The organism is Sinorhizobium kostiense (assembly GCF_017874595.1).
In the GTDB taxonomy this organism is placed as follows: Bacteria; Pseudomonadota; Alphaproteobacteria; order Rhizobiales; family Rhizobiaceae; genus Sinorhizobium; species Sinorhizobium kostiense.
In genome coordinates this window covers 254,764-268,126 of record NZ_JAGILA010000005.1, presented here as the reverse complement: position 1 = coordinate 268,126, position 13,363 = coordinate 254,764, and the positions used below count along the sequence as shown (strand labels likewise).

Below are 13,363 nucleotides of genomic sequence, written 5' to 3'. Positions count from 1 at the left end.
CCGCTCGCTTCTTCGCTTGCGGGTGGCGATCAGCCCTTTTCAGACCACCCATCCCATGCGACCCAACGGCCGTGGAAGTCGGCACGGCCGATCAGTTGCTTCGCGCCGCCCGGCCAGAGTTGAAGCGATAATCCGGCGCCAGGCGCCTGGCCGTCTGCCTCCATCTGCAGCCGTGCAACCGGCGCGTCCTCCGTTGCGGCCGCGCCAGCGGCGGCCAGCAGCGCGTCGCCTTCGGCCTGCGCGGCTTTCGGCAGGTATTGCCAGGCGATCGAGTGGTAAACGACGTGCACGGCGCCGGAAAAGCGGCGGGCAAGCCGGTGTTCCAGCCACTCGATGGCGTCAGCGCGTTCCACCAGGCTGCCGGCCGCTGCCGCCCTCTCCAGGGCTTTCCTCGTCCGATCGAGCCTATCCTGCTGATCAGCCCAGATGTAGGAGAGAAGCCGCAGCCGATCTTCCTCCTTCGCCGGATCCAATGGATTGAGGTCGCAGCCGGCGCGCTCCATGATTTCCACGGGCTCGAACGGCGGGATCTCACCGGACCAGTCCGGCGCTATGAGAACCGCGGCGGTATCGTCGCCCCAATGGTCGCTTGAAAGCTGATAGCGATAATTGTCCCAGTGCAGGTTGAGGCCGGCGCTGGCGCCGATCTCGGAGAGGACCAGCGGTTTTCCGAACAGGCGCGCAATCGTGAGGAAGCCGGGTAGCAATGCGGCGGAGCGGCGCACTTCATTCGTCTGCGGTGCCAAGCGAAGGCGATCGAGAATGAAATCGGCGTGCTTCTCAAAGGCGCTTTCGCAGGCGGTCCATAGCAGGTCGTCGTCCACCCGGTTCGGCGGATAGCACGCCTGTATGGCCGGGTCGCGGTTCAGAAGCACCATGCAATGGAGCGTGCCGAACAGACGCAGTGCAACCGCATCGCCCTTGGAGGAGGGGTCGCCGGACCAATCGAGAATGCGGCGTCCTACGCCGCTGCCTCTGTCGAGTCGCTCGGCCGCCAGGCGACAGAGTCGGGCCATGAAGGGCGAGCCGAGCTCCTCGCAGGACTTCGCCTGGTCGCGAAAGGCGCTGCGGATTATGCGCTCGGCCTGCCCCTCCTCAGGCATCCGCCGGCCGGTCCTTCGGGTCGAACTGGATGATTGTCTGCCAGATCGCGGTCAGCGCCGGTTTCCTTTCGCCTTCGACCTCGACTGTCGCGTCGTAGGTGATCATCAGCATACCGGCGCCGCGGAAGCGGGCTTCGGCCATGGTGAAGCGGCCGCGCACGCGCGCGCCGCTCTTGACCGGTGCCATGAAGCGCACCTTATCGAAGCCGTAATTGATACCCATCGTCTGTTCGCGGATCTTCGGCAGGCAATTGTAGTTCATTGCAGAAAGCAACGAGAGCGACAGGAAACCATGCGCGATCGTGCCGCCGAAGGGAGTCTCCGCCGCCGCCCGCACCGGATCGGTGTGGATGAACTGGAAGTCGCCAGTGGCCTCGGCGAAATTGTCGATGGTCTTCTGCGTCACGGTAATCCAGTCGGAGACACCGATCTCCTTGCCGACTAGGTCCTTGACATCGGAAAGTGAAATTTCTTGCGGCATGTAGTCGTCCTGAAGAAGGCCTTACAACCGATCTATAGGCCGCTCGGGCATACCCTAGCAAGTGGTGGTAAGGCTTTAGAAAACCTCGACGAAGAAGCTGACCGAGCGGGCAGGTGCGAAGGCCGCGATTGTCGCGCCCGTGAGCGCGTCGCGCCATTCGCCGTCGAGGCTTGCGGGCAGCTGAAAAGGATGCGGCGCATGGCTGCGGTTGATGACGACGGCCAGTCGCGTGAAGAGCTGTTGAACTCCGTCCTCCGTTGGAAGCATCATCACCAGATTGTCGGTAACTGGATGCTCCCAATCCGCGACCGTCATCGGAAGGCTGTCGAAGCGTAGCCAGGCGACGCCGTCCGTGCCGGTGAAGAAGGTGGTTCCGGCGAAAACGCGGAAGCGCCGGCGCATGGCGGAGAGTGCGGCCGTGCGGTCGATCAGCTGCCGGTCGAGCCTGCTCCAGTCGAGCCAGGTGATGTTATTGTCCTGTGCATAGGCATTGTTGTTGCCGTGCTGGCTGCGCCCGCATTCGTCCCCTGCCGTCAGCATGATTGCGCCGCGTGACGCGAAAAGGCTGCCGATCAGCGCCAGCGCATCGTGTTTTCGTGCCGCCAGAACCTCCGGATCCTCGGTCGGCCCCTCGACTCCGTTGTTCCACGAATAATTCTCATCGTGACCATCGCGGTTGCCCTCGCCATTCGCCTCGTTGTGCTTGCGTGCGTAGGAGACAAGATCCAACAGCGTGAAACCGTCATGGGCGGCGACGAAGTTGACGCTGCGCGTGCTTGTCCCGCCCCAGCGCGAAAACGTATCGGAGGAGCCGGCAAGCGCCGTCGCGAAAGCGCCGACCGCGTGCCGGTCGCCTCGCCAGTAGCGGCGTATGTCGTCGCGCGCCCGATCGTTCCATTCAAGGAAGGCTTCGGGAAAGTTGCCGAGCTGATAGCCGCCGGGACCGGTATCCCAAGGCTCAGCGATGAGAACACGATCGCCGAGCAACGGATCGGCGGCAATGGCCTGGAACAGGGCGGCATCGCGGTGAAATCCGCCCATGTCGCGGCCAAGGATAGAGGCGAGATCGAAGCGGAAGCCATCGACGCCGGCGGCGCGGACGAAATGGCGCAGACTGTCGAGGATGAGCACCTGCACGACCGGATTGTCGCAGGCGATCGTATTGCCGCAGCCGGTGTCGTTGATGAGTTCGCCGGGCTCTTCGGGTACGTGACGATAATAGGTGAGATTGTCCAGCCCGCGCATCGAAAGAGTCGTCCCGTGGCAGTCGCTCTCGCCGGAATGATTGAAGACGAGGTCGAGGACGACGCCAATGCCCGCCTTGTGCAGCGCCTCTACCGTCCGGCGGAGCTCCCGGACGCCGCCGGGAACGAGGCGCGGATCGAGCGCCATGGGGGCGATCGGGTTGTAACCCCAGCCGTTATGCAGCCCGAGCGGCGGCAAATGCCGCTCATCGATCCACGCGACGATCGGCATAAGTTCGACCGTGGAGACCCCGAGCCGCCTGAGATGTTCGATTACAGCCGGTTCGGCGAGGGCGGCCACTGTCCCGCGCTTCTTTTCCGGAATGTCGGGGTGGAGAATCGTAAACGGTTTGACGGCGATTTCGTAAATCAGGCCGCCGGGCGAAAAGAGCGGCGGTTTTGGCCTCACGGGCCTGAAATCGGTAACGATTGCCTTGGGCACGAGATCGGCCGTCTCTTCCCCGTAGATCGACAGTCGCGGATCATGGCGGAAGGGGCGATCGAGTTCCACTGCATATGGGTCGACCAGGAGCTTCGAGGGATCGAACCAGAGGCCATGCTGCGGCGAATATATGCCGTCGGCCCTCAGGCCATAGCGCGTGCCGACGGCGATGCCGGCGAGAGTGAGGCTATGCACATCGCCATCACGTAGCATCGGCAGGCGCTGAAGTTCCGTCGTGCCTGCGTCGTCGAACAGGCAGAGATCGATTTGGGCGGCATTATGCGAACAGACGGCAAACCGGGTTCGGTCGGGCGTGCGGGTCACGCCGAGGCGTGCACTTCCGGGCGTCGGCATTAGGCGCGTCCCTTCTCTGTCTGGATATGCGGTTAGGTTGATACACCTGTCTACCCCGCTGGCCATCTCCCGCACATGGGGGAGAATAGATGAGGCACCCATTGCGTCTCCAACGGCGCTCAGCTTGCAGAAGCGCTCCGGTTTGGGGCGAGTGGCAAACCGCACATTTTCTCCCGCCCCTTGTGGGGGAGATGGCCGGCAGGCCAAAGGGGGCAGGAGGGAAAAAGGGCCGCGGAATGCGCCCCATCCGACATCGCGCGTCAGGTGATGACGCTCGGAGCGCTGCGGCCCGTGCGCGAGGTGATGTCCGCGATCTCGTCGGCGACGGCGATCAGATCGGCAAGCGCCTCCTGCGTGTCGAGATCGTGCCGTGCCGGGTCTGGCTCGTAGCGCTCGATATAGACGCGGAGCGTCGCGCCGGAGGTGCCGGTGCCGGAAAGGCGGAAGACGACGCGCGAGCCGCCCTCGAAGAGGACCCGAATGCCCTGGTTTTTGCTGACGGACTTGTCGACCGGATCGTTATAGGAAAAGTCGTCGGCAGTCTCGACCGTGAGTGCACCGAAGCTCTTTCCGGGCAGATCGGCAAGTTTCTCCCTGAGCGCTGCCACCAGTCCGTTTGCCGCATCGGTATCGACGGCCTCGTAGTCGTGGCGCGAATAATAGTTGCGGCCATAGGCCGCCCAATGTTTTCGCACGATGTCGAGCGCGCTCTCCTTGCGCGCGGCCAGAATGTTGAGCCAGAGCAGCACCGCCCACAGCCCGTCCTTCTCGCGCACGTGATTGGAGCCGGTGCCGGCGCTCTCCTCACCGCAGATGGTCGCCAGGCCCTCGTCGAGCAGGTTGCCGAAGAACTTCCAGCCGGTCGGGGTTTCGTAGAGGCCGATGCCGAGCTTTTCGGCGACGCGGTCGGCCGCGCCGCTCGTCGGCATCGAGCGGGCGATGCCGGCAAGCCCCTTGGCGTAGCCCGGCGCCAGATGCGCGTTGGCGGCGAGAATGGCGAGGCTGTCCGAGGGCGTGACGAAGATGCCCTTGCCGATGATGAGATTGCGGTCGCCGTCGCCGTCGGAGGCGGCGCCGAAGTCGGGTGCGTCGGGCGCCATCATCGTCTCGTAGAGCGCGCGCGCATGGACGAGGTTCGGGTCGGGATGGTGGCCGCCGAAGTCGGGCAGCGGGATGAAGTTCATGACCGATCCCTTCGGTGCGCCAAGCCGCTTCTCGAGAATCTCCTTGGCATAGGGGCCGGTGACGGCGCTCATGGCATCGAAAACGACGCGGAAACCGCCGCCGATCAATGTGCGGATCGCCGGAAAATCGAACAGGCTCTCCATCAGTTCGGCGTAGTCGGCCACAGGGTCGATGACCATCACCGTCATGTCTTCGACATGCTGGGTGCCTTCGACATCGAGATTGACGTCCGGCGCATCGGTGATCCTGTAGCTGTCAATCGTCTGGGTGCGGGCGAAGATCGCATCCGTCACCTTTTCCGGTGCCGGCCCGCCATTGCCGACATTGTACTTGATGCCGAAATCCTCGGTCGGGCCGCCGGGATTGTGGCTCGCCGACAGCACGATGCCGCCGAAAGCCTTGTATTTGCGGATGATGTTGGAGGCGGCTGGGGTCGAAAGGATGCCGCCGCGGCCGACGAGCACGCGACCGAAGCCATTCGCCGCCGCCATCTTGATCGCCTTTTGAATGACTTCGCGGTTGTAGTAGCGACCGTCACCGCCGATCACCAGAGTTTCGCCCTCATAGCCTTCGAGCGAATCGAAGATCGACTGGATGAAGTTCTCCGCATAGTTCTTCTGCTGGAAAACCGGAACCTTCTTGCGCAGGCCCGAAGTGCCCGGTTTTTGATCTCTGTAAGGGTTGGTGCTGACGGTCACTATCATGTGTTTTAGCCTTTCGCGAGAAGACCGGAATAGAGCGAAGCATAACGTTCTGCGCTCTTGGCCCAGGAAACGTCCGACTTCATGCCCTGGTTCTGCAGGCGTGCCCACACTTTCGGCTCGTTGTACGCACGCAGTGCGCGCCTGATCGCAAGACGCAGACCATCTGCAGTTACCGGGTGGAACTGGAACCCGGTCGCGACCCTGGCCGCGAGCGCCGCCTCGTTGGCGTCGATGACCGTGTCGGTCAGGCCGCCGGTACGGGCGACGATCGGTACGCAACCATAGCGCAAACCGTAGAGCTGCGTCAGACCGCAGGGCTCGAATCGCGATGGAATGAGGATTGCGTCGGAGCCGGCTTGCATCAGGTGCGACAGTGGTTCGTCATAGCCGGGCACCATGCCGATATGACCGCGATGGCGCGAGGCGGCGGCCATGAGCGCACCTTCGAGTGCTACATCGCCGGCTCCAAGAACGATCAACTTTCCGCCTAGCGCGACAATATCGTCGGTCACTTGCGCGAGCAGGTCCATTCCCTTCTGCCACGTGAGTCGGCTGATGACGCAGAAGATCGGACCTGGGGTCTTGTCGAGCCCGAAGCGCTCCTCGAGCACCTTGCGGTTTGCCGCTCGCTTCTTCAAAGTGCCGGGGCCGTAGTTCTGGGCGATATACGGGTCCGTCTCGGGGTTCCACGTATCGACGTCGATACCATTGACGATTCCTGCCAGACTGGCGAGCCGGCTTGCCAGAAGCCCGTCCAGGCCCATGCCGAATTCGGCGGTGAGAATCTCCTGGGAATAGGAGGGGCTGACGGTGGTGATTGCACTCGCGGTCTGCAGCCCGCCTTTCAGAAAGCCGACGTCGCCGTAATATTCGAGGAATTGCATGGAGAAGGCTTCCGACGGCAGGGAGAGTTCCGGGAACACGGATGCGCCGAACTGGCCCTGGAAAGCGATGTTGTGGATCGTCAGGACCGTCGGCAAGTCGCGCGCGGAGCCGAAGCGCATGTAGACGGGCGTCAGCGCCGCCTGCCAGTCGTGGACGTGGACGATCTCGGGTTTCCAGCCAGGCACGACATCGTCGCCGGCGATTTCCGCCGCCGCCAGAGACAGGGCGGCGAAGCGGCGAAAATTGTCGGGGTAGTCACGACCGGTCGTGTCGAGATAGGGCCCGCCGTCCCGGTGGTAGAGCGCCGGCTGGTCGAGGACGAGCAGATCCAGCCCGTCATATTCGGCTGCAAGCACCTTGGCGGGATGGCCGAACAGATTGTCGATACCCCCGACCGTCTTCCTCTTCTTCAGCTTGTGGAGCACTGCGGGGTAGCCGGGGACCAGCGTGCGCGTGCGGATGCCGTGCGGTTGAAGGGCGGAAGGGAGCGCGCCGACGACGTCGGCGAGCCCCCCGGTCTTGACCAGCGGATAGACTTCGGACGCAACGGACAGGACATTCATGCAGACGAGACCTAGATTCCCAGCTTGTCAATCATCGGTTGCGTGATCAGGCAGACGCCGTTTTCGGTCCGGCGGAAGCGTTTCGCATCAAGCTCCGGATCGTCGCCGACGATGAGTCCCTCCGGAATGACGACCCGGCTGTCGATGACGACATTGCGAAGAATCGAATGCCGTCCGATCGTCACATCGGGAAGAACTACGGCATTTTCGAGTCTGGAGTATGAATTGACCCGAACACCGGTGAAGAGCAGGCTCTGGTGGAGCATTGCGCCGGAGATGATGCAATCGCCGGAGACGAGCGACGAGGTAGCGGAACCACGGCGGTCTTCGTCGTCATGGACGAACTTCGCCGGCGGCTTGATCTCGGCGAAAGTCCAGATCGGCCAGGTGCTGTCGTAGACGTCAAGCTCGGGCGTGACATGCGTCAGGTCAATATTGGCCTGCCAGTAGGCGTCAATGGTGCCGACGTCGCGCCAATAGGCCTCGCGCTCGAAGTCGGAGCGCACGCAGGAGCGAGTGAAGCGATGTGCGACGGCCTTCCCGTGCTCGACGATGTAGGGGATGATGTCCTTGCCGAAGTCCCGGCTCGACTGGGGATCGGCCGCATCGCGGCGCAGCAGGTCCATCAGGAACTTCGTGTGGAAGACGTAGATCCCCATCGAGGCCAGCGCCATCTGAGGGTTGCCCGGAATGCCGGGCGGATCGGCCGGCTTTTCGATGAAGGCGATGATGCGGTCGTCATTGTCGACATGCATGACGCCGAAGCCGGTGGCCTCCATGCGCGGCACTTCCAGGCAGCCGATCGTCACATCGGCGCCCGAATCGACGTGCTGCTGCAGCATCAGTTCGTAGTCCATCTTGTAGATGTGGTCGCCGGCGAGAATTACCATGTATTCGACGCCGTGGTCCTCGATGATGTCGATGTTCTGGTAGACCGCGTCGGCCGTGCCTTCGTACCATTGGGTTTCCGAGACGCGCTGGCTCGCCGGCAGAATGTCGAAGCTTTCATTGCGCTCGGGGCGGAAGAAGTTCCAGCCGCGCTGGAGGTGCCGGATCAGCGAATGTGCCTTGTACTGCGTCGCGACGCCGATGCGGCGGATACCGGAGTTCAGCGCGTTGGAAAGCGCGAAATCAATGATGCGCGCCTTGCCACCGAAATAAACGGCGGGCTTCGCGCGTCGGTCGGTCAGTTCCTTCAATCGGCTGCCGCGGCCGCCGGCAAGAACATAAGCCATGGCATCACGGGCCAGAGGTTGCGTACGCTTCTCCACCATTTGTCCTCCCCAAGATCATTCGTCGAGAACGGCTTGGCGACCACATGCGACGCCGCGCCGCCCACGTCACTTCGTCCTGTTCCGCCTGCCGGGTCGAGGCCCGCCGCGGCGGATCGCTACTCCTGCTCCAGCATCAAGGTCGCCAAAGGCGGCAGCGTGACGCTGGCTGTCATCACCCCGCTCGATTTCCTCTCCACATGGACGGCACCGCCGTTGCCCTTGCCGCTCCCCCCATAGATCTCCGCGTCGGTATTGAGAATTTCCTTCCAACGCCCCTCGACCGGGAGCGGCACCTCATAGCTCTCCCGGTAAACCGGCGTGAAATTGGTCACGACCGCGATCAGCTTCTCGCCGGGCGCCCTCCTAAGCCATGCAAAGACGGAATTGTCGCGGTCGTCCGCGATCAGCCACTCGAACCCTTCGCCCTCGCAGTCGCGCGCATGCAGCGCCGGTTTCGATCTGTACGTGCCGTTCAGATCACGTACCAGCCGCCGCATGCCCTCATGGAGATTGTATTCGAGCAGGTTCCAGTCGAGCGATCGCTCTTCCGACCATTCGCGCCATTGGGCGAATTCCTGGCCCATGAACAAAAGCTTCTTGCCGGGATAGCCCCACATGAATCCGTAATAGGCTCTGAGATTGGCGAACTTCTGCCAGTCATCGCCGGCCATCTTGGCCACAAGCGAGCCTTTGCCATGCACCACCTCGTCATGCGACAGCGGCAGGACGAAGTTCTCGCTGAAGGCATAGAGCAGCCCGAACGTCATGTCGTTGTGGTGGAACTTGCGGTACACGGGCTCGCGAGCGAGATATTGCAGCGTGTCGTGCATGAAGCCCATGTTCCACTTGAAGCCGAAGCCGAGGCCTCCCGCATGGACCGGATGCGACACCTTCGGCCAGGAGGTGGATTCCTCTGCGACCGTCAGCACCCCCTGATGGATGCCGTAGAGCCGCGAGTTCATCGTCTGCAGGAAGCGCACGGCCGCGAGATTCTCGTTGCCGCCGAACTCGTTGGGTATCCATTCGCCGTGCTTGCGGGAGTAGTCGAGGTAAAGCATCGATGCGACCGCATCAACGCGCAGGCCGTCGACGTGGAACTTCTCGGCCCAGTAGAGGGCATTGTTGACGAGATAGGCCACGACCTCATCCCGTCCGAAATTGTAGATTGCCGTGTTCCAGTCCGGGTGAAAGCCCTGGCGCGGGTCCGCATGTTCGTAGAGCGCCGTGCCGTCGAACCAGCGAAGGCCATGCTCGTCGGTTGGAAAATGAGCCGGCACCCAATCCAGGATGACGCCGATGCCGACCTTGTGGCAGCCGTTGACGAAACGGGCGAAGCCCTCCGGCTCTCCGAAGCGTGCCGTCGGAGCGTAGAGGCCGGTCGTCTGGTAACCCCAGGAAGGATCATAGGGGTATTCGGATATCGGCAGAAATTCGATGTGGGTGAAGCCCATATCGACGCAATAGGGGATCAACCGGTCCGCCAGTTCGTCCCAGGTAAGCATCTCGCCATTATCGCGGCGCTGCCACGAGGCGGCGTGGACTTCGTAGATGGATATCGGCTGGCGTCGCGGATCGACTTCCTCCCAATGGCGTCGATGCGCTTCGTCCTCCCAGACCTGCGCGATCTCGCCGGTCGTCACCGAGGCCGTGTTGGGACGCAATTCGGAGCGACGGGCGAAGGGATCCGCCTTCAGTGGCAGAAGCCTGCCTTCCCGGTCGAGTATCTCGTACTTGTAGGGGGCGCCGTTCGTTACGCCAGGAATGAAGATCTCCCAGATGCCCGTATCAGCGCGCAATCGCATGACGTGCTGGCGCCCGTCCCAATCGTTGAAACTGCCGACCACGGAAACGCGGCGCGCATTCGGCGCCCACACGGCGAAGTGAAAACCTTCCGCGCCCTCATGCGTGATCTGATGGGCGCCCATCTTGTCGAAAAGGCGGAGGTGCGATCCCTCACGGATATAATAGTCGTCCATCGGACCGAGGACCGGGCCGAAGCTGTAAGGGTCGATCACGATCCACTCGCCGCCGTCATTTCGGGCGCGATAGCGGATCGGCTGCTCCTTCCGAAGCGAGACGGGGCCCTCGAAGAACCCGGAATCGTCGCGCCGCTGGAGCGCGCCGATCTCCTCGCCGGAAAGGGTTTCTGCGATAACCGACTGGGCGCCAGGGATGAAGCAGCGGGCTATAAAGGCCTTGGCCGATGCGTGCACGCCGAGAACGGCGAAGGGATTACCGTGGGTGCCGGAGAGGATTGCCGCAATCTCCGGCGCCGGCAAAAGGCCTGAGGCGGTGGGTCCTTCCGGGTCCTTGCCGGGCGAAGCCTTCATCCCGCGCTCCAGATTTCACCGGCATATTGCCGGATTGTGCGATCGGAGGAGAACCAGCCCATGCGGGCCGTGTTCCGGATCGCCTTGGAATACCAAGAGGACGGCGTCGTCCAGAGCTGGTCGACCTCGCGCTGGGCCTTGGCATAGGCCTCGAAGTCGGCGGCGACCATGAACCAGTCATGGCTGTAGAGCCCGTCGACGAGGCCCGAGAACCGGTGGGGGTCGTCCGGTGAGAAGACGCCGGAGGCAATCGCAGCCAGCGCCTGCGACAATTCGCGAGAGCCCTCGATGACGGCGCGCGGGTTGTGCCCGTCCGCGCGCGCCTTCGCCACCTCTTCGGCGGTCATGCCGAAGATCTTGATGTTCTCCTCGCCTACCCAGTCGCGCATCTCGACATTGGCGCCGTCGAGGGTGCCGATCGTCAGTGCGCCGTTCAGCGCGAACTTCATGTTGCCGGTGCCCGAGGCTTCCATGCCGGCCGTCGAGATCTGTTCGGAAAGATCCGCCGCCGGCACCATCACTTCGGCCAGCGAGACGTTGTAGTTCGGGATGAAAACGATCTTCAGCAGGCCCCGCACGGCGGGGTCGTTGTTGATGACGCGGGCGACATCATTGGCAAGTTTGATGATCAGCTTGGCATTGTGGTAGCTTGGCGCCGCCTTGCCCGCGAAGAGCTTGACGCGCGGCACCCAGTCGAGCTCAGGATGCGACCTGATCTGGTCGTAAAGGGCGACAGCCTCGATGATATTCAGCAACTGCCGCTTGTATTCGTGGATGCGCTTGATTTGGATGTCGAACATCGCCGAGGGATCGAGCCTTATGCCGAGCCTCGCCTGAACGAGCTTTGCCAGTCTCACCTTGTTGGCGCGCTTGACGGCAGCGAACTGTTCCTGGAATTCCGCCTTGTCCGCAAAGGTGTCGAGCGCCTGTAGCGCCTCGGTGTTGTCCATGAACTCGTCGCCAATCGCATCGCGGATAAGCGCGAAGAGGCCGGGATTGCATTGCATGAGCCAACGGCGGGGCGTGATGCCGTTGGTCTTGTTGTTGATCCGCTCCGGATAGATCCGATGCAGGTCGGCGAAGACCGTCTCCTTCATCAGTTCCGTGTGAAGCGCCGAGACGCCGTTGATCGAGTGCGAGCCGACAAAGGCCAGATTGCCCATGCGCACGCGCCGATCGCCCGTCTCGTCGATCAGCGAGATGTTGCGGATCTGCTCGTCGGTCGCGTGTTTCTGCCTGCGCGCTTCGATCAGGATCTTGGCGTTGATGGCGTAGACGATCTGCATGTGGCGCGGAAGCAGCCGCTCGAAGAGCGGCACCGGCCAGCTTTCCAGCGCTTCCGGCAGAAGCGTGTGGTTGGTGTAGGCGAAGGTTCGCCGGGTGATGTTCCAGGCCTGATCGAAATCGAGCCCGTAAACGTCCGTGAGCAGGCGGACCAGTTCCGCCACGGAGACTGCCGGATGCGTATCGTTGAGCTGGATTGCAACGGCATCCGGTAGCGAAGTGAAATCCGGATATTGCTGCAGATGCCGCCGCAGAATGTCCTGAAGCGAGGCGGAGGAGAAGAAATATTCCTGTCTGAGACGCAATTCCTGCCCGGCCGAGGTCGCATCGGCCGGATAGAGCACGCGCGTCAGGCTCTCCGCCTTGTTGCTTTCGCGCAGCGCGCCGATATGGTCGCCGGCGTTGAAGGCATCGAGAAGAATCGGATCGATCGGCTGCGCGGCCCAGAGCCTCAGCGTATTGACGCGGGTCGCCCGCCAGCCAACTGCCGGCGTATCGAAAGCCGTCGCGATCACCCGCTCCGCCGGCTTCCAGACGTAACGCTGCACTTCCTCGTCGAGATTGACGGTTTCGACGCTGCCGCCGAAACCGATCTCGTAGGAGCTTTCCCGTCGTTCGAACTCCCAAGGGTTGCCATGCGCCAGCCAAGTTTCCGGTAGTTCGACCTGCCAGCCGTCGGCCATCTGCTGTCGGAAGAGGCCGTGCATGTAGCGGATGCCGTAACCATAGGCGGGCACGTCGACGGTCGCCATGGATTCCATGAAACAGGCGGCGAGGCGACCGAGGCCACCATTGCCGAGTGCCGCGTCGGGCTCGAGTTCCGCGACCACGTCGATATCGACGCCGAGCGAGGCAAGCGCATCGCGCATCTCGTCCATCAGGCCGATATTGGTCATCGCGTCGCGCATCAGGCGCCCGATGAGGAATTCGAGCGAGAGATAATAGACCCGCTTGGCTCCGGTGGAATAGGTCTTGCGCGTCGACTCCATCCACCGATCGGTGATGCGGTCGCGCGCAACCAGAATGGCGGCGGTCAGCCAGTCATGCGGCTTTGCAACCTTCGGATCCTTGCCGATGCGGTATTTCAGGCGCTCGAGGATCTCGACCGCCAGCTGGCCCGGTTCGGAAGACCTCAGTGCGGGCTGCGGCAGTTCGGTTGTGGAGAGCCGATTCATTATCAAAACTGAGAAACCCTTGTTGCATTTGGGAGACCGCAGGCCGGAGCCGACCGGGGCAAGGGCCAATTTATGCATCGATCCGAAGCGCTTGCAACAGATGTTTTTAAAAGGATTAAAACAGCGGCGACGTACGTGTTGACGCCTCCGCGATGCATTTCGGCCAAAGATGTGCGGCGATGTCGGGGGGTGAAATGCCTCCAACGCGGGAGCTGATACGGCGCATGGCGGCGCGGATGCAAGGCCCTTTCGGCTTGCATCAAGTTCTGTGCGACGATGAACGTTGCCGCCCGACAAAAGCCGGGCGGCAGGGTTCATCGTCGCAGCAGACTTTGCGGA

General features: G+C 62.6%; 8 protein-coding genes. All 8 read right to left on the bottom strand.

Annotated features, from left to right (window positions below; all coding sequences use genetic code 11):
• Positions 1 to 29 precede the first annotated feature (29 nt).
• Positions 30 to 1,103, bottom strand: a complete 1,074-nt coding sequence (locus tag J2Z31_RS19105; protein ID WP_209603456.1) for a DUF2332 domain-containing protein — start codon at positions 1,101 to 1,103, stop codon at positions 30 to 32.
• Entirely contained in the window at positions 1,096 to 1,584 is a 489-nt protein-coding gene (locus J2Z31_RS19100; protein WP_209603454.1) for a MaoC family dehydratase, read from the bottom strand. Before J2Z31_RS19100 ends, J2Z31_RS19105 begins: the two co-directional genes overlap by 8 nt.
• 75 nt (positions 1,585 to 1,659) lie before the next feature.
• Positions 1,660 to 3,624: a glycogen debranching protein GlgX gene (glgX, locus tag J2Z31_RS19095; RefSeq protein WP_209603452.1), complete on the bottom strand. Its 1,965-nt coding sequence runs from the start codon at positions 3,622 to 3,624 to the stop codon at positions 1,660 to 1,662.
• Positions 3,625 to 3,884: 260 nt separating this feature from the next.
• The gene (locus tag J2Z31_RS19090) at positions 3,885 to 5,513 is read right to left on the bottom strand and encodes an alpha-D-glucose phosphate-specific phosphoglucomutase (RefSeq protein WP_209603450.1); all 1,629 of its coding nucleotides are present in this window, start codon (positions 5,511 to 5,513) and stop codon (positions 3,885 to 3,887) included.
• 5 nt (positions 5,514 to 5,518) lie between these two features.
• Positions 5,519 to 6,961, bottom strand: a complete 1,443-nt coding sequence (gene glgA, locus J2Z31_RS19085) for a glycogen synthase GlgA (RefSeq protein ID WP_209603448.1) — start codon at positions 6,959 to 6,961, stop codon at positions 5,519 to 5,521.
• A gap of 11 nt (positions 6,962 to 6,972) precedes the next feature.
• A complete protein-coding gene (gene glgC / locus J2Z31_RS19080; protein WP_209603446.1) occupies positions 6,973 to 8,235 on the bottom strand; it encodes a glucose-1-phosphate adenylyltransferase in 1,263 nt (420 codons plus the stop codon).
• Positions 8,236 to 8,351: 116 nt separating this feature from the next.
• Entirely contained in the window at positions 8,352 to 10,565 is a 2,214-nt protein-coding gene (gene glgB / locus J2Z31_RS19075; RefSeq protein ID WP_209603444.1) for a 1,4-alpha-glucan branching protein GlgB, read from the bottom strand.
• Positions 10,562 to 13,024, bottom strand: coding sequence for a glycogen/starch/alpha-glucan phosphorylase (locus tag J2Z31_RS19070; protein ID WP_209603442.1), 2,463 nt, complete (start codon positions 13,022 to 13,024; stop codon positions 10,562 to 10,564). Before J2Z31_RS19070 ends, glgB begins: the two co-directional genes overlap by 4 nt.
• Between the last annotated feature and the right edge of the window lie 339 nt (positions 13,025 to 13,363).

What these genes read in the sequence shown, in the direction of transcription:
- J2Z31_RS19105 (WP_209603456.1), bottom strand. Translation starts at nt 1,103, where the DNA reads ATGCCTGAGGAGGGGCAGGCCGAGCGCATAATCCGCAGCGCCTTTCGC.
- J2Z31_RS19100 (WP_209603454.1), bottom strand. Translation starts at nt 1,584, where the DNA reads ATGCCGCAAGAAATTTCACTTTCCGATGTCAAGGACCTAGTCGGCAAG.
- glgX (WP_209603452.1), bottom strand. Translation starts at nt 3,624, where the DNA reads ATGCCGACGCCCGGAAGTGCACGCCTCGGCGTGACCCGCACGCCCGAC.
- J2Z31_RS19090 (WP_209603450.1), bottom strand. Translation starts at nt 5,513, where the DNA reads ATGATAGTGACCGTCAGCACCAACCCTTACAGAGATCAAAAACCGGGC.
- glgA (WP_209603448.1), bottom strand. Translation starts at nt 6,961, where the DNA reads ATGAATGTCCTGTCCGTTGCGTCCGAAGTCTATCCGCTGGTCAAGACC.
- glgC (WP_209603446.1), bottom strand. Translation starts at nt 8,235, where the DNA reads ATGGTGGAGAAGCGTACGCAACCTCTGGCCCGTGATGCCATGGCTTAT.
- glgB (WP_209603444.1), bottom strand. Translation starts at nt 10,565, where the DNA reads ATGAAGGCTTCGCCCGGCAAGGACCCGGAAGGACCCACCGCCTCAGGC.
- J2Z31_RS19070 (WP_209603442.1), bottom strand. Translation starts at nt 13,024, where the DNA reads ATGAATCGGCTCTCCACAACCGAACTGCCGCAGCCCGCACTGAGGTCT.